At 60.3% G+C, this 16,309-nt stretch carries 17 protein-coding genes and 1 tRNA gene; 8 read left to right on the top strand and 10 right to left on the bottom strand.

Features of this window, described 5'->3' with window-relative positions:
- The first annotated feature begins 70 nt into the window (after positions 1-70).
- The 5 genes from metX to bcsA all read left to right on the top strand — a co-directional run bounded on the left by metX (position 71) and on the right by bcsA (position 9,262).
- On the top strand, positions 71-1,240 hold the full coding sequence (gene metX, locus S101446_RS06525) for a homoserine O-acetyltransferase MetX (protein ID WP_010506334.1): 1,170 nt from the start codon (positions 71-73) through the stop codon (positions 1,238-1,240).
- 2 nt (positions 1,241-1,242) lie between these two features.
- A complete protein-coding gene (gene metW / locus S101446_RS06520) occupies positions 1,243-1,854 on the top strand; it encodes a methionine biosynthesis protein MetW (RefSeq protein WP_010506332.1) in 612 nt (203 codons plus the stop codon).
- A 29-nt stretch (positions 1,855-1,883) separates the two neighbouring features.
- Complete coding sequence (locus S101446_RS06515; protein WP_087607954.1) at positions 1,884-2,495, top strand: nitroreductase family protein; 612 nt, start codon at positions 1,884-1,886, stop codon at positions 2,493-2,495.
- 332 nt (positions 2,496-2,827) lie between these two features.
- Positions 2,828-4,165 (top strand): DEAD/DEAH box helicase, encoded by a 1,338-nt coding sequence (locus S101446_RS06510; RefSeq protein ID WP_010506328.1) that lies wholly within the window; start codon positions 2,828-2,830, stop codon positions 4,163-4,165.
- A gap of 444 nt (positions 4,166-4,609) precedes the next feature.
- Positions 4,610-9,262, top strand: a complete 4,653-nt coding sequence (bcsA, locus tag S101446_RS06505; protein WP_087607953.1) for a UDP-forming cellulose synthase catalytic subunit — start codon at positions 4,610-4,612, stop codon at positions 9,260-9,262.
- Between the two features lie 236 nt (positions 9,263-9,498).
- Here the strand turns inward: bcsA and S101446_RS06500 are convergent.
- From S101446_RS06500 to S101446_RS06460, 10 genes are all read right to left on the bottom strand, one after another.
- A tRNA-Ser gene (locus S101446_RS06500) sits at positions 9,499-9,588 on the bottom strand.
- Between the two features lie 66 nt (positions 9,589-9,654).
- Positions 9,655-10,650 carry a tyrosine-type recombinase/integrase gene (locus S101446_RS06495; RefSeq protein WP_279629056.1) on the bottom strand — a complete coding sequence of 332 codons (996 nt, stop codon included), beginning with the start codon at positions 10,648-10,650 and terminating at the stop codon, positions 9,655-9,657.
- Positions 10,548-10,904, bottom strand: a complete 357-nt coding sequence (locus S101446_RS18400) for a helix-turn-helix transcriptional regulator (RefSeq protein WP_244184560.1) — start codon at positions 10,902-10,904, stop codon at positions 10,548-10,550. The genes S101446_RS06495 and S101446_RS18400 overlap by 103 nt, the downstream gene beginning before the upstream one ends.
- Positions 10,905-10,908: 4 nt before the next feature.
- Positions 10,909-11,130, bottom strand: coding sequence for a hypothetical protein (locus tag S101446_RS06490; RefSeq protein WP_053323262.1), 222 nt, complete (start codon positions 11,128-11,130; stop codon positions 10,909-10,911).
- Positions 11,127-11,603: a hypothetical protein gene (locus tag S101446_RS06485; protein WP_087607952.1), complete on the bottom strand. Its 477-nt coding sequence runs from the start codon at positions 11,601-11,603 to the stop codon at positions 11,127-11,129. Before S101446_RS06485 ends, S101446_RS06490 begins: the two co-directional genes overlap by 4 nt.
- Positions 11,603-11,866 (bottom strand): hypothetical protein, encoded by a 264-nt coding sequence (locus tag S101446_RS06480; protein ID WP_087607951.1) that lies wholly within the window; start codon positions 11,864-11,866, stop codon positions 11,603-11,605. The genes S101446_RS06485 and S101446_RS06480 overlap by 1 nt, the downstream gene beginning before the upstream one ends.
- Positions 11,863-13,305 carry a hypothetical protein gene (locus S101446_RS06475; protein ID WP_087607950.1) on the bottom strand — a complete coding sequence of 481 codons (1,443 nt, stop codon included), beginning with the start codon at positions 13,303-13,305 and terminating at the stop codon, positions 11,863-11,865. Before S101446_RS06475 ends, S101446_RS06480 begins: the two co-directional genes overlap by 4 nt.
- A gap of 79 nt (positions 13,306-13,384) precedes the next feature.
- The gene (locus tag S101446_RS06470) at positions 13,385-14,014 is read right to left on the bottom strand and encodes an ORF6N domain-containing protein (protein WP_087607949.1); all 630 of its coding nucleotides are present in this window, start codon (positions 14,012-14,014) and stop codon (positions 13,385-13,387) included.
- Positions 14,011-14,559: a hypothetical protein gene (locus S101446_RS06465; protein WP_157684835.1), complete on the bottom strand. Its 549-nt coding sequence runs from the start codon at positions 14,557-14,559 to the stop codon at positions 14,011-14,013. The genes S101446_RS06470 and S101446_RS06465 overlap by 4 nt, the downstream gene beginning before the upstream one ends.
- Positions 14,560-14,696: 137 nt before the next feature.
- Positions 14,697-15,260 carry a helix-turn-helix transcriptional regulator gene (locus S101446_RS06460; RefSeq protein WP_087607947.1) on the bottom strand — a complete coding sequence of 188 codons (564 nt, stop codon included), beginning with the start codon at positions 15,258-15,260 and terminating at the stop codon, positions 14,697-14,699.
- Positions 15,261-15,356: 96 nt separating this feature from the next.
- Between S101446_RS06460 and S101446_RS18760 the strand changes: the two genes are divergently transcribed.
- Genes S101446_RS18760 through S101446_RS06455 form a run of 3 tightly spaced genes read left to right on the top strand, consistent with a single transcriptional unit; the run spans position 15,357 to position 16,298 of the window.
- The gene (locus S101446_RS18760) at positions 15,357-15,707 is read left to right on the top strand and encodes a carph-isopro domain-containing protein (RefSeq protein WP_408884636.1); all 351 of its coding nucleotides are present in this window, start codon (positions 15,357-15,359) and stop codon (positions 15,705-15,707) included.
- Entirely contained in the window at positions 15,700-15,846 is a 147-nt protein-coding gene (locus S101446_RS17690) for a hypothetical protein (RefSeq protein ID WP_157684834.1), read from the top strand. Before S101446_RS18760 ends, S101446_RS17690 begins: the two co-directional genes overlap by 8 nt.
- The gene (locus tag S101446_RS06455; RefSeq protein WP_087607946.1) at positions 15,843-16,298 is read left to right on the top strand and encodes a hypothetical protein; all 456 of its coding nucleotides are present in this window, start codon (positions 15,843-15,845) and stop codon (positions 16,296-16,298) included. The genes S101446_RS17690 and S101446_RS06455 overlap by 4 nt, the downstream gene beginning before the upstream one ends.
- The last annotated feature ends 11 nt before the right edge of the window (positions 16,299-16,309 follow it).

The raw sequence follows: 16,309 nt of genomic DNA, 5'->3' as shown, positions 1-16,309 counted from the left end.
GGCCGGGGTGCCATACGCAACCCCTGTCAGTTTTTTTCATTGTCCCTGTCGACGCAATGCCGGATACAGAATGGACCAGACCAATCCCGTCACCCCCCTGTCGCATCAGCATGTCACCTTTCCAGACGGATTGCAGCTGGACTGTGGCTTCCACCTTGCCCCGGTGGATGTGGCGTACCGCACCTATGGCACCCTGTCGCCCGCGCGTGACAACGCGATCCTTGTCTGCCATGCGCTGACGGGCGACCAGTACGTGGCCGATCCCCATCCCCTGACCGGCAAGCCCGGATGGTGGGGGCGCATGGTGGGGCCGGGGCTGCCGATCGATACCGACCGTTTCTTCGTCATCTGCGTCAATGTGCTGGGCGGGTGCATGGGCACGACCGGCCCGCGCAGCCTGCGGGTGCGCGAAGACGGGACGGAGGAGCCGTGGGGCACCGATTTCCCCGCCATCACCATCCGTGACATGGTGCGCGCGCAGCATCTGCTGGTCGAACATATGGGCATCACGCGCCTGCTGGCGGTGGTGGGCGGGTCCATGGGCGGCATGCAGGTGCTGGAATGGTGCGCGACCTATCCGGAACAGGTGTTCGCGGCCATGCCGATCGCGACATCGCCCTTCCATTCCGCGCAGAACATCGCCTTCAACGAAGTCAGCCGCCAGGCCATATTCGCCGACCCGCAATGGCATGGCGGGCGGTACTGGGAATGTAACGAGATCCCGGCCCGTGGCCTGGCGGTCGCGCGCATGATGGCGCACATCACCTACCTGTCCGAAGCGGCGCTGACGCGCAAATTCGGCCGCCGCGTGCGCACGACGCCCGGGCGTGGGGCCACAGGGGGGCCGGGCTCGCTGTTTGGCGAGATGTTCGAGGTGGAAAGCTACCTGCGCCATCAGGGATCGACCTTCGTGCGGCGGTTTGACGCCAATTCCTACCTGACGATCACGCGCGCGATGGATTACTTCGACCTGGGCGCCGAACATGATGGCGACATGTCACGCCCGTTCCGGGGCACGCCCACGCGGTTCTGCATCATCTCGTTTTCGTCGGACTGGCTGTTCCCCACGTCACAGGCGCGGCTTCTGGCGCGTGCGCTCAACCAGGTCGCGGCAAACGTATCCTTTGTCGAGATCGACAGTGACAAGGGTCATGATGCCTTCCTGCTGGATGAACCTGATTTCGACCGGACCATCCGCGGCTTCCTGTGCGGGGCGGCGGAACATGCGGGGATTGGCTGACCATGCGGCTTGACCAGCGCCTGATCGCGGGCATGATCCGTCCCCGGACCCGCGTACTGGATGTGGGCAGCGGCGATGGCGCGCTGCTGGATTACCTGTTCCGCAACAGCGGGTGTGACGCGCGCGGGATCGAGATCGATATGCGAGAGGTCACCCGTTCCGTCGCCCACGGCCTGCCGGTCATGCATGGGGACGCGGACCATGATCTGGTCCATTATCCCGACAATGCGTTCGATTACGTGGTGCTGCAGCGTACCCTGCAGGCGGTTGAGCGCCCGCGTGAGGTGCTGCGCCAGATGCTGCGCATCGGTCGGTACGCCATCGTGTCCTTCCCCAATTTCGGCCACTGGCGGCTGCGCATGCAGCTTCTGCTGCGCGGGCGCATGCCCATGACCAGCGTGTGGAGCACGCCGTGGTACGACACGCCCAACATCCACCCGTGCACGATCCTCGACTTTTTGACGCTGTGTCGCGATGAGGGCTATGTTGTCCAGCAGTGGATGGCTGTGGATGAAGACGGCGAGCGCGCACCATGGCGGCGTTCGATCCGGCTGGCCAACCTGTTCGGGGAACAGGCGCTGTTCCTGTTGCGACGCAAGGACGCCCCCCGTTAACAAAGTCGCCATGGTGGGGAGATGTGACATTGGATACTCTTGAGGCCATCCAGACCCGGCGCGCCATACGGGCCTATGACCCGGATCACGCGATCAGCCCGGCCGAACTGCATGACCTGCTTGCAGCCGCGCGCCGCGCGCCTTCGGCGTTCAATATCCAGCACTGCCGTTTCGTGGTGGTGCGGGACCCGGCCTTGCGCCGTGAACTGCGCAAGGTGGCGTGGGACCAGCCGGACGTGACCGACGCCTCCGTCCTGATCGTGATCTGTGCTGACCGTGATGCGTGGAAGAAAGACCCGGCCCGCTATTTCAATGGTGCGCCCGATGACGTGAAGCAGCGCATGGCGGAGATGATCCGCGGCTATTACGAAGGCCGCGAATGGGTCCAGCAGGATGAGACCATGCGCAGCGCGGGCCTTGCGGCCCAGACGCTCATGCTGGCCGCCACCGCCATGGGCTATCAGTCCTGCCCTATGGACGGGTTCGATTATGATGCGGTGGGCCGCCTGATCAACCTGCCGGCGGACCATGTGGTGGCGATGTTTGTCGTCATCGGCAAGGGGACGGAACAGGCCGGGCCGCGCGTGGGCAAGCTGCCCGATGATGAAGTCATCCTGACCGACCGTTTTCCCCCGTCCTGAACCGGGGCCGCCCGCGACGGGCGGGCATATGGGGACGGACTGCATGAAAAAAGCTTGCGGTCCACCCCGTAACAATATACAGCCTCAGGCTTGGGAACGGACCGCGCCTGTTCCTTGTGCTGGTTTGATTGCACGTGTCCTTGACGCGGGGGACACGAACAGAAGCAGACTGGACCGGCCTTTATTCCTTACATGATATCCTTGCGACGACAGACCGAGTGCCCCCGTGCATATAAGGGCCGGTGTCGGGTATGTCTGTCAGTTCGCCATCCGGGCATGCAGGTTCCTGCACGCCCCACGGCCCTGTTTTTTCGCGCCAGGAGGCGCCATTCATGACAACGTTTGCCGATCTTCATCTTGCAGAGCCGCTGTTGCGGGCACTGGACGAGGAAGGCTACGCCACGCCCACCCCCATTCAGGCCGGCGCCATTCCCTACCTGCTGGAAGGGCGCGACCTGCTGGGTCTGGCACAGACCGGAACGGGCAAGACCGCGGCCTTCGCGCTGCCGATCCTTGACCGTCTTTTCCGTGAAAAGGGCCGTGCGCACCCCAAGGGCGCACGTGCGCTGGTGCTGGCGCCGACGCGCGAACTGGCATCCCAGATCGGGGAAAGCTTCGCATCCTATGCCCGCCACATGCGCTTCAGCCACGCTGTCGTGTTTGGTGGCGTGGGGCAGGGACGCCAGATCGAGGCCCTGCGCCGTGGCGTGGACGTGCTGGTCGCGGCGCCCGGCCGCCTGCTGGACCTGATGGGGCAGGGGCATGTCGACCTGTCCGGGCTTGAGGTCCTGGTGCTGGACGAAGCCGACCGGATGCTGGACATGGGCTTCGTGCGCGATATCCGCAAGATTGTCGCGGCATTGCCAACCGACCGGCAGACGCTGCTGTTTTCGGCCACCATGCCCAAGACCATTTCGGACCTGGCGCATGGGCTGCTGCGTGACCCCGCCACCGTGCAGGTCACGCCGCCGTCCAGCACGGTGGACCGTATCCGCCAGGCAGTGATGTTTGTCGATACCGGCAACAAGCGCGAGGCGCTGAAGCTGCTGGTGGATTCGCCCAAGGTCGAACGCGCCGTGGTGTTCACGCTGATGAAGCATGAAGCCAACAAGGTCGCGGCCTTCCTGAGCGAACACGGCATCACGGCCGAAGCCATTCACGGCAACAAGTCGCAGGGCGCGCGTGAACGCGCCATGTCGGGTTTCCGTTCCGGCAACGTGAAGGTGCTGGTGGCGACTGACATCGCGGCCCGTGGCATTGACGTGGACGACGTGACCCACGTGTTCAACTACGACCTGCCCAACGTGCCCGAAAGCTATGTTCACCGCATTGGCCGCACGGCGCGCGCCGGGCGTGAAGGCTGGGCCGTGTCCCTGTGTGATGCGGAACAGCGGGCATGGCTGCGCGATATTGAAAAGAATATCGGCAAGAAGATCCCGGTCGTGTCCGAACACCCGTACCATTCGGAAGCCGCCGAGAATTCCACCATGCGCCCACCCGTGTTGGGTGGCGGTGGTCGCGGTCGCGGGGGCGGCGGTGGCCGGTCCGGGGGCGGGCGTCCCGGTGGTGGTGGTCGCCCGGCCGGTGGCGGTCGTCCGCCCGGTGGTGGCCGTGGCGGTCGCCCCGGTGGCGGTGGCCGTTCCGGCGGCGCAGGTCGCCGCGCGGTCTGACGCCACGCGTGTAACAGGATGAACAAGGCACCCGGTCCGATGGATCGGGTGCCTTTTTTTGTCTGTCACGATTGCTGGTTCATATGTAAAACAGGATGCGTTACTTAATAAGTCACAGGGTATGATTTGTGATGTGAGCCGTATTCATGATTTGTGACCAGGGAATATTGCACCCGGCGCGCGCGGTTTGTTTTTTCTGGCCAATATTCAAAAATGAATCCATATCCCACATAATGCCTTGCGGTCCCGATGGCACGTCATTTAATGTTCCTTTCCATTAAGGAAATCACAGGAAAGAGATATTTTTTAAGCGGAACTTTTTGCCATAAGGAACAGATCGTGCGCTGGCGCAGGGCGCGGTAATGGTCCGTAAAATGTCCTGGCGCGTCTGTTGCATGCATGCGTATCAGCAGGTTTTTATTCAGGTCGGTCTGGTTGTAAAATATGCTAAGGGAATGGTGGCTGAAGTGGGGCGGTGATGCGTCCATGGCCACGCCGCGCAGGATGAAGTGGCTTGTCTGCTTCCTGCTGGCGGGTGGGGCGTTTCTCTGTCTGTCTGTTGGCGACATTACCCTTGCGCCCGCGCAACAGGCCTATATTTCCATAGGCACGATCAGCCTGTTCTTCTTCCTTAACCGCAGGAAGGGGCGGCACGTCACCTGCATCCTCATGATGCTGTCGCTGTTCGTGTCCTTCCGTTACCTGATCTGGCGACTGGGCAGCACGGTGCAGTTCACCGGACTGCTGCAGATTATCATGTCGGTTTCCCTGCTTCTGGCAGAGGGATATGCCCTGTCCACCCTGTGCCTGAGCTATTTCCAGATGTCATGGCCCCTGGGCCGCAAGCCGCACAACCTGCCCGACAACCCCGATGACTGGCCGGTGGTGGATGTCTATGTCCCGTCCTATAACGAGGATCTTGAACTGGTGCGTTCGACCGTGCTGGGGGCGCTGGACCTGCACTGGCCTGCGGACAAGCTGAATGTCTATATTCTGGATGACGGGCGGCGGAAGTCCTTTTACGATTTCGCAAAGGAATCCGGCGCGGGCTACATCATCCGTTCCGAGAACAACCACGCCAAGGCCGGCAACCTCAATCACGCGATGAAGATCACCAGGGGGGAGTTCGTGGTCATTTTCGACTGTGACCACGTGCCCACCCGGTCCTTCCTGCTCAAGACCATTGGCTGGATGGTGGCTGATCCCAAGCTGGCGCTGCTGCAGACGCCGCACCATTTCTATTCCCCCGATCCGTTCCAGCGCAACCTTGCCGCGGGCTATGACGTGCCGCCCGAAGGCAACATGTTCTACGGGCTGGTGCAGGATGGCAATGATTTCTGGGATGCGACGTTCTTCTGCGGTTCCTGTGCCGCCATCCGCCGTTCGGCGCTGCTGAGTGTTGGCGGGTTCGCGACCGAAACGGTTACGGAAGATGCCCATACCGCGCTGAAGATGCAGCGCAAGGGATGGGGGACGGCCTATCTGCGTCAGCCACTCGCCGGTGGGCTGGCCACCGAACGGCTGATCCTGCATATCGGGCAGCGCGTGCGCTGGGCGCGTGGCATGCTGCAGATCATGCGGCTGGACAATCCCATGCTGGGTGGTGGCCTGCGGTGGGAACAGCGGCTGTGCTACCTGTCGGCCATGTCGCACTTCCTGTTTGCCATCCCGCGGGTGATCTTCCTTGTCTCACCGCTGGGGTTCCTGTTTTTCGGGCAGAACATCATCGCCGCATCCCCCTTTGCCATCATGGTCTATGCGCTGCCGCATATCTTCCATTCCATCATGACCCTGTCCCGGATCGAGGGGCGGTGGCGCTATTCCTTCTGGAGCGAGATCTACGAGACCTCGCTCGCGCTGTTCCTCATCCGCATCACCATCGTCACCCTGCTGCAGCCGCACAAGGGCAAGTTCAACGTGACGGACAAGGGGGGGCTTCTGGCGCGGGGGTATTTCGATTTCAGCGCGGTGTATCCCAACGTCATCATGGCGCTGGTCCTGTTCGCGGGGATGGTGCGCGGCATACTGGGCATGATTTTCCAGTACCACCAGAAGCTGGCGTTCCAGTCCTTCGTGCTCAATACGCTGTGGATCACCATCAGCCTGATCGTGGTGCTGGCATCCATCGCGGTGGGGCGCGAGACGCGGCAGATCCGGCACAAGCCCCGCGTGCGGGTCAAACTGCCGGTCGAGGTCTGCTTCGCCGATGGCGCGTCATATCATGCCCACACGACGGATATTTCGCTGGGTGGGGCGGGGGTGACCCTCAACCTGCCCATGCAGCTTGAAACCCCGATGGACATCGTCCTGCAGTACAGCAAGCCCGATGACGGGATCAGGGTGGCCGTGCCCGCCACCATTCTCGGGCAGCGTGGTTCATGGCTGCATCTGCAATGGAAAAATGAAACGCTGGAGCAGGAACGCCAGATTGTCAGCTTTGTGTTCGGTCGAAGCGATGCATGGCATAACTGGGCCGATTTCAAGGATGACCGGCCGTTGAACAGCATATATCAGGTCATAAAAAGCATAGGCGGCCTTCTGTCCCCGCCTTACCTGTGGGATCTCAGCCCGGCGCAGGAATCTGAAGAAAGTGATGAAAGCGTGCACAAGGAAGAAACGCTGGAAAAAAAGAGCCTTGTGGTGCCGCCTGTCCATCGGGGCATTGGCTATGGCGTGACCATGATGGCGGCGGGCATGGGCATGCTGCTGTCGGTAATGATGCCCGCACGGGCGCAGGAACCCGTCTCCCCCCCGCCCGTGCCGCCGGCAGTCGCGGCACCTGTCGCCACGCCGCCCGCATCCCCCCCGGTTTACAGCACGACGGGCGTGTCGCGCCTGACCCCGCTGGGGGATACCAACAGCGGCGATATCCCGCCCGTGGGCAGCCTGCCGGACCCAAGGCTGGCGGACCGGGTGGCGGATACCGAAATCACGCGCACCATTCCGTTTCATGACCTTGGCCTTGAAAACGGTCCCCTGACCCTGCGGGGCTTCTCCCCATTGCAGGGCATTGACGTGGTGGTGCCGGCCAACCGCGTGGTGACCCATGCAACGCTGAAACTGTCCGGGGCGATTTCGCCATCGCTGCTGCCCGAAGCCACGGCGCTGACCGTCACCCTGAATGAACAGTATGTCGGCACGATCCGCATCGATCCGACGCATCCGACCTTCGGTCCGATGGAAATCGAGGTTGATCCGCTTTATTTCACGGGTGACAACAAGCTCAATTTCCATTTTGCCGGTGAATACAGGCGTGACTGCAACGACCTGTACAATGACGTGCTGTGGGCCCAGATATCGGATCAGTCCAGCATTACCCTGACCACGGCGCGGATCGTGCCGGAACGTGACCTGAGCCGGTTGCCGGTACCCTTTTTCGATCCCAACCTGAAGGTGGCCATGCGGGTGCCGGTGGTCATGCCCGCCGCGGCCCCGGGGGAAGAGATCATGCGCGCGGGGGGGCTTGTCGCGTCATGGTTTGGCAAGCTGGCTGACTCGCGGCAACTGTCCTTTCCCGTGTCGCGCAGCATGCCGGCATCCGGCAATGCCATTGAAATCGGGCAGAACATTCCCGTTGATGATCAGGGACACATGCCCGCTGGCCCGACGCTGCTGGAAATCGCCAACCCCAATGACAGATGGGGCACCGTCCTGGTCATAACCGGGCGCACGCCGCACGATGTCGAGGTCGCGGCCCGCGCGCTGGTGTTTTCGCCCGATACGCTGGGCAACATGTCGTCCGCCGTGGTGCAGGATGTTACCCTGCGCCCCCGCGTCCCGTATGATGCGCCAGCCTTCATCCCGACGGACCGCCCGGTGCGTTTTGGTGAACTGGTGACGGCGGGTGACCTGCAGGCTGGCGGCTTCGCGCCCGGTACGCTGCATGTGCCGTTTCACCTGCCGCCCGACCTGTATACGTGGCACGGCCTGCCGTTCCTGATGGATCTGTGGGTGCGCACGCCGGATAACCCGGTTGTGGATATCAGCGCGTCCCGTCTGGATGTCAGTCTCAATAACTCCTACCTGCAAAGCTATTCGCTGCTGGGCAACAGCCTGTGGCGCATGTGGTCGGAACGGATGGTCACCCAGCATGCAGGCGCGGTGGGGCATGTCACGGCGCTGCCGTCATGGCTGCTGTTCGGGCAGAATGACCTGCAGTTCAACTTTGACACCCGCCCGGTGGACCGGGGGGCCTGCCGGCGTACGCCCGATAACCTGCGTCTTGGGATTGATTCGGATTCCGTGCTGGATTTCCGGCGTGGCGTGCATTTCGCGACCCTGCCCAACCTGTCCTATTTTTCCGAAATCGGGTTTCCGTTTTCCCGCATGGCCGACCTTGGGGAAACCACGGTGGTCCTGCCGCCCACGCCGGATACCGATACGATCGGGGCCTATCTTGACCTGATGGGCTTCATGGGGTCGGTGACATGGTATCCCGCCGCAGGGGTGCATCTTGCCACGACGACGGATATTGCGCGGAATCCGCCTTCCGGCGATATCATCCTGCTGGCCCCGGTGGGGCAGATGGGACCGGCGGCGTCCCTGCTGTCACGTTCGGCATACCAGATTGACGACGGCCATATCCATGTCGGTCAGGATATGGGACTGCAGGGTATCTGGTACATGTTCCAGGACCGTGATGGCAGCGGACTGCGCAACGGGGTGACCGCCAACCTGAATGCCCCGGTGCGCAATGCCGCCATGATGATCGGGGCGGAATCCCCCTATGCCAGCCATCGTTCGATGCTGGCGCTGCTGGGGGATGATGGCGCGCATATCCATGACCTGATCACCAGCCTGCATGACCGCAAGGCCCTGTCCAGCCTGCAGGGCGACCTGGTGCTGAAGAACGGCGACAGATTCACGACCTATCGCACATCGCCCACCTATACGGTGGGCAGGCTGCCGCTGTGGATGTGGGTGGACTGGTTCCTGTCGCGTCACCCGATCCTGATGTACCTGTGTGGCGTGGCGGGTGCGATCATGCTGGGGACTGGCGCATGGCTGTGGCTACGGGCCCGGGCGCGCCGCCGGGTACGTGAACAGGCCGAGGCCGATGAAGCGGCACGCATGGCAGGGCATGCGCCGGAAGACTGATCGGGCGGGGCGCGGGCGGTCCATGTGCCTGCGCCCGTGTCGTCCGCGGCCTGTGGCGCGGGTCATGGGCCGATGCGGGGACGGTTGATCCATGGTTGCGGGGCGCGCAGGAAAGCGAAGGGATCTGCCACCCCTATGATGGAAAAGCCCATTCCTGTATGGAATGCCACCATCGTCATTCCATCATTCGATGGATGCGCGACGTTATGATGGCATCGTATTTTCTGGGAATGTTGTGGCGGAGAGGGTGGGATTCGAACCCACGGTACGCTCACACGCACGGCGGTTTTCAAGACCGCTGCCTTCAACCGCTCGGCCACCTCTCCATATCGTCTGTTTAGCTAGGTCTGCCGCCGCCGTCTAGATGTTACCACGCACAAAAACCGCTGCATTCATGTGGTTACTGTGCCGTCTTTTGTGCCGACATGCATTACCCGGTCCAGTTCATCCGCCGTCAGGGCCGACAGGTAGATTTCAGTTGTCTTGACCGATGTGTGTCCCAGATGGCGGCTCAGACGGTAGATGTCGCCGCCTGCCTTGAGCCAACGGATAGCGAAGGCGTGGCGGAGATCATGGATACGAAAGCGGGTGAAGGAGATGCTCTCGGCTTCGCATCGCGCCATCACCCGGCGCATGACCTGTCCATAGTTTGAGGCCGCATTTCGATAAGGCTTTCCATGCCGGTTCGGGAACAGGCAGCCGGTACGGGGTGCTTGCTCCAGCAACGCGGTTGCGTCTCCGCCTGGCGTGACCCATGCGATCGTGCGTGGCCGACTCGTCTTGGTGCGGAGCAGTCGGATCTGTTGGCGTTCATGGTCCACGTTGTCTCCCGTCAGGCTGACAGCTTCGTTTTCCCGCATGCCCGTCTGTTCCAGCAGGTCGAGAATCGCAGCCATGCCGGGCGGGCAGGCGGCCTTGAACCGCGCCACCGAATCGGGGCAGGGCGGTGTGATCGGATCGCGCCGTTCGCGGATGATCGTGCGGTCAAAGGACAGGGCCGGGTTGCTGGTGATCCAGCCCCATGCCACGCAGGCCGACAGCAGGCGGGACAGCGCCGTCAGGTCCCGGCGGATGGTGGCATTGGTTACGCTGCCTGACCGGCTGGATACGAAATTGGAAATCAGGCGCGTGGTGATGTCGCGCACACGAACGCCCTTGAATGTATCTTCCAGACTGCGGATTGAGATGGTGTAGCGCCGCATGGTCTGGGGCTTGACCGAGGTTGCCAGCACTTCGGTGATCCAGCGGATGACGGCTTCTTCAAAAAGCTGGTCGCTGTCGCCTGTTACGGCCTCGCGCTCGAGTTCTGTTTTCCACTGCTTGAGCCTGCGCCGGGCTTCCCGCGGGTCAGCCGTACGTAGGCTGCTTCTATGCTCGCGGCCGGCAATCTGGAGCCGCCCCCAATACGTTTTGCCTCGAAGGTAGATGTTGGCGTTGGTGCGGCCTGACAAACCCGGGCCTCCTGATTATTGATCCATGCGTGGATCTTGATGGGATCAAACGTCCAGATCCGGCCGAACTTGGCTGCACCGGGTATCTGCCCGGCTGCGGCCAGCTTCTGGATCTGGCGGGTGGAAAGGGTGGTGACCCGGGCGACATCGGCCAGACGCACCCGCTGCGTGATCTGGGGAATGGTGTCCATGCCGCTATCGTGCCGCCAGTTCCGATGCGATGCGGGCGGCGAGTTCCATCCGGGTCTCTACGGTTGCCAGTGGATGCGTGGCAGCCCACAGCTTGGCCAGCAGTACCAGCGAGTCCCGTAGCGGGGTCTCGTTCATGAAAATGGGACGTGCCTTGCGATCATAGGCATGGGGTATCGGATCAAATTCGGGGCGGGGGACTTCGTCGCCCATGCTGAGGTCGGTCACGATGTTTTCTCCTTTTGCAGCACGAAGGGCGGCAAGCCCTCGCGCGTGCGCCATGCGTTGATATGGGCCAGCGTGTCCCGGCAGGCGGGTGGCAGCCGGTTGGTGCGGGCCCATGCCGCGATTTCCTGTACGGTCGCGCGGATATGACCTGTGGTTGTTGCCTGCTGGTGATGGAGCATCTGCAGGGCCGCGATGCTGAACGCGCCATCACGCGTGCGGAGGGTGAGGGGCAGCCGGGCCGGAGTGGCTTCCTGCTGTGTGGCCTGCTTGCGTCGGGCCACCTCGCGCAGGGATTCGGCATCGGGGTGCGGGTCGTCCTCCTGCAGCACGCGGATCAGGCGCTGACGGATGGAGGTGCCATGCACCCCGAACACCCTGCCGATATCCGTCCAGGTCTGGCCTTTGGTCCGCATGGAACGGATCAGGGCATCGTCCTGCGGGGTATAGCGCCGGTCGGTCTTGCGGGCAGCCATTACGCATGTCCCGGCGTATGATGGATGTTGGCGATCGGCCGCAGTTCATTGCGGCGGAAGGCGGCGCCATCGGTGACCTGCTGCATGAACCCGACGATTTCTTTATCCGAGTAGCCCTGCTGCGTGTAGCTGCGGGCCATGCTTAGCAGGTGGCCCTGCAGGCGCAGGCAGAATGCGGCTTCGTTATCCGCTGCCCCCAGTTCCGCAATCAGCACCCCCATGCCGCGGGGCGTGATCGAGATGTTGTCGAGATCATCGCTCATGCCGAGGCTCCCATAGCCAGCGTGTCGCGGGCGAGGGCGGCCAGCATGTTTCTGGCATGATCCCGTCCATTAGAATCAAGAAGGTCAGGGGCAAACAGCGCCACTGCACGCGCCCGGGCAGAATTGCCTGCAGGTGTGCGGGCTTCACGCGCTGTAATCCGTTTCATCAAGGCAACGCGTTCTGCATCCAGTGGAGCATTTAAGGCTTCAGCACCTTCTTCTTCGGCAAAGGTGCGGGCAGCCTCGATACGTTTTCTATAAAGTGCCTCGATCGCACAAAAGCGATTGCAGTCATTGAACAGAGCAACGTCCGGGCTGACGCCTGATTGCGGGGCAACGGAGGCCAGATGGCGGGCAAATTCTGCCAGATGCCTGGAGTCAGATATCGGCTCGCCGCCTTCCTTCACGCCGGGATCGGACTCCACGATGGCCTGCGCCATGGCGGCAAAGCCCTGAAGCGAGGTCGGCTTGCAGCGCACGAGGTCATCCAGCATGTCCTCCCGCCTGTTTACCAGCCGTGCCATGGCTGCGTCGCCTGCTTCATCGTTGGGAAGCCGATCAGCCACATCATCAACATGCCGCCCAAACGCCGTGGCCGCTGTCGCCTGCGCTATGATCGAGGCATCCCGGCCGGCGGGCGATGGCAGGTGCCCATCCAGAATGGCCGAAACCAGCATGCGGTGGATGTTTTCCAGCGCAGGGCATTCGTCGCCTTTGGCAATGGAATCCTCAAGCGTGCGCGTGATTCGTGCCAGATTGACCACATCCTCGGCTGACTGGACGGTCTGGGCTTGCGTGGCGTCCACATTGGCCCAGTAGTCCATGAGAACCTGCGGGCCATTATCGACAGGCCATTCGTCAGCAGGGAAATCCCTGATCTCGACAAACTGCCGTTCCATCGTATCGGCCAGATCGCATAGGGCCGATGGCGTGGCTCCGGCTTCCGTGCCGAGGATGCGCTGGATTTCATAAAAAGGGTCCACCGGCGCCAGCGCATCGACATTGATACCGAGGGCAATGAGATGCTTCAGCGTGCCGCAGACGCCGCGCTGTAACTGCGCCGTATATTTGTCGATATCCTCCCGGCTGAGGTTGAAGCCCTCCAGCATTCCCAAAGGGTCAATCATGGCGCTCAGAATGGCAGCCACGTCATGCAGGTTGTTGGGCTGCTTCGTCGACATAAGGTCGACGAGAGCATCGCGCTCCCTGTCATAGCGGCTAAAGGAGGCTCCCCTGCAACCTTCTGTCTTTTCCAGTTCATCGAGAATATGACGCACCGTGGCCAACCGCCGCCCGATCTGGGTCGGCGTGGCAAAAGCAGGCAGATCGGCGGCAACCGGAGCCGCAGCCTGCTCCAGAACCCGGTCAATCTGGTCCTCCACAACAAAGGCGGGCGCAGACGTCTGGACGCACTTCGGGCGTGAGAGGGTTTCGGACATTTTTCGATTTCCTTGAATACTTGTGTCAGGCTGGTAATCGCAGCCTACGGGGATTGATTACTTGTTCAGGGCGGACGGGTCAGGGAAACGGGGTAGGGACCGATCCGCCCTGCACGTCCTCGATAATCATGATCCGGCGCTGGACCGGCGGCGGTGTGGGCTTGGTGCCGTCCACGGCATCCAGCACCGCGTTCTCGGCCATGCTGAGCAGTTCCCGCGGCGGCCGGGGCAGTCCCGCTTTCATCCATGCCCATGCACCGGCGGATTTGCCCCACTGGCGCGAAGCCTGCCGGCATGCGCCGATGCGGGCGTTCAGTTCGGTTGGTTCCATGGTGGCCAGCATATTGCGGGGCAGCTCCGGCTGCCGGGGCGCGCGGAAGTAGCCGGTGACCAGTTCGCGCTGCACCGTCCATGCCAGATCGTCCGTGAAGGACTTCACCAGCATCAGGTAACCGCTTTCGGTCAGCAGAATGATTTCGCCGCGCGCTTTGGCGGAAATCTCCATAATTTTGTCCCGACGAATTTCGTCGGCGCAAACGGCGAAGAAATCCGTGCCTTCGATGAAGCGTTTGCGGTTGGCGCGGAAGTTACGTCCTGCCGTGTCCTCGGCCCGCTGGTGCAGGGCATCAACCATGGCGAAGGTGACAACGCGCTGGCCCAGATATTCCAGAATGGATACCGGTCGACCATTGATGGTGACGTTGCTCATGCCGCACCCCCTTCACGTAGGGCAGGGAACAATGACAGCAGCCGTTCACGTGCCTTGCCACCATAAAACACTTCATGTGCTACGGAATTGTCGTTCAGCGTTTCTGCCATGTCCTGCGCGATCTCGTACACCCGGCGATCATCCAGGTTGAGGGCGAGCAGTTCCAGCACGTTTTCCCACATCAGGCACAGCTTGCTGCACTGGTCATCGGCCAACGCAATCAGCTTTTCGCGCGACAGGTGCTGGATGGCCTCGCCAAAGTCGATTTCAGCGTGGGACAGGGGATCGGATGTTTGGTTCGCCAGATTGGAAGAACCAATGTCAGCATCCGTCCGTTTTGCGGACGCATGCTGGAGCACAAGGGATTTCCTTGCTGCCGTCCGCTTCGCCCTTTCATCGCTGCGTGTCTTTTCAAGAATGGTGACCAGTTCACTGGCCATGGTCCGGACCCGGCCTGCTGCGCGATCCTCAAGCCACCGCTTGAGATCTGGCGGCAGGCGGAAGTGCACGCGCGCAGCCTCGATCCGTTCGTATCGTCCTGACATATAAGCCTCTCCCGACTCAAAATGAGTGTCTCACCAGCGTCAGGAGGTATATCGGCCACGGGATTTCCGTGGGTTCAGCCGCTCCATCAGCAGGTGATACATTAGCTATAATTAGCTAACATTCTGCGTCAAGAAAATTATTTTTCCTCTTTCCCATTGTCTGTTGAGTTATCTTCATCAGGCACCATGCCTGTATGCATAATATGCTCGAACTTATTATATAGTTCATGAACATCTTGAATTATTGGATTATCTTTGATTGGGAATATAATAGAATAAAATTTAACAGCTTCTTTTATTTCGTTTATATCATCCATTTTTAGTATTTTTGTGGTTAGATCATCTACAATTTTACATCTTCCTTCAATGTGTCCCTCTATTCGTCCTACAGTTTTGACATACATCTCTATTATTTCTAATATTGTTCGTGACGTTAAAGGGTATGTTCCTGTTTTAATATCACCAACAAAGACAGTGTGCATGTTTTGTTTAAATATTTGATCTACGCTTACGTTTAGAGTTTTTGCTATTAGGTTCCATCTCTCTACGGAAGGAAGTTTCTTATTGTTTTCCCATTCGCTGATGGTTGGTACCGAAACATCTAATGCAGCTGCCAACTCTGCCTGCCCCATAGATAGAGCCCGTCTGGCAGCACGAATTTGGTTTCCTATCGTATTATTGTTTTGTAGCTTTTTTGCCATATGAACGGTTCATCCTTATTTTTAATCATCACTTAGCCTAATCATACGGAAATTTTGACAAAGGCGCTTAGCTTACTAATTGACAATTAGCTAATTATGCATGATATATGGCTAATTATGATTTCAAAAATCGACAAACTTATCATGTTATTCGGTGGGGTTAATCGGATGGCTAAACTCGTAGGAGTAAAGCCGCCATCAGTCATTGGCTGGCGATACCGCAGATGCATTCCTTCCAGGCGCATCCATCAGATTGCTGAAGCGGGAGCTCAATTAAATCCTCCAATCATTCTGGAACCTAACGATTTCTTCGAGTGCCAGCATCCAGCTTCCACTTATCCCTTGAACTCGTGCGGAAAAATCAAGCGGGAAGTCAGTATGTCCGAGGTTTTTCCCAAAGCTGGGGAAAAGTCCCTCGCTACTGGGCAGGAGGTCAGCAATGCATGAACTCCTGACCATGATCGGCGCAGGCGTGCTGTTCATCGCGCTCCCCGTTTGGGCACTTATGTTCATCTGGGGGATGCATGACGATATCCAATCCCTGCGGAAAGATGTTGACCGTCTTGATCGGGAGAGCGGGCGGTGATTGAAAACCTTCCCCTTGAAGCACTGCGTCTCGCCCGTGAGATGACCCCGGTGCAGCCCAATGGGCGTATGCAGTTAGAGGCCATCTTCAAGGTGGCCTCTGCGCTCAGTCAGGCTTTATTTAGCGGGGATTTTTCCCTCTGCATCGACAATCTCGACTGCTTGTTTGAAGAGAGACAGAAGATAGTCTCGAGTAATACCGTTTCCTTTTATGAATACCCCCAAACTGGCGTGGGGGGTGATGGTATGTCCTTCTTGAAGGGCAATATTGGCCGCAATTGTGAAAATAAGAGCTTCACGGGTGGTCGGAACGACAGTCATAAAGTTTCATCCTCTGTGCAAGATGGTGAAAGCGGGAAGGAGGTTACGACTCCTTCCCGTGCTGAAACTGTAGCCACGTCCGGTGATGCGGCCCTACAGCCCGGTACGCATGGCACGGGTGAGGGCGCCTGATGTCCTGCGCC

The organism is Komagataeibacter europaeus, from assembly GCF_002173515.1.
Classification (GTDB): Bacteria; Pseudomonadota; Alphaproteobacteria; order Acetobacterales; family Acetobacteraceae; genus Komagataeibacter; species Komagataeibacter europaeus.
Note: the sequence above shows the minus strand (reverse complement) of the source record. Positions and strands in the feature narration are given on the sequence as shown.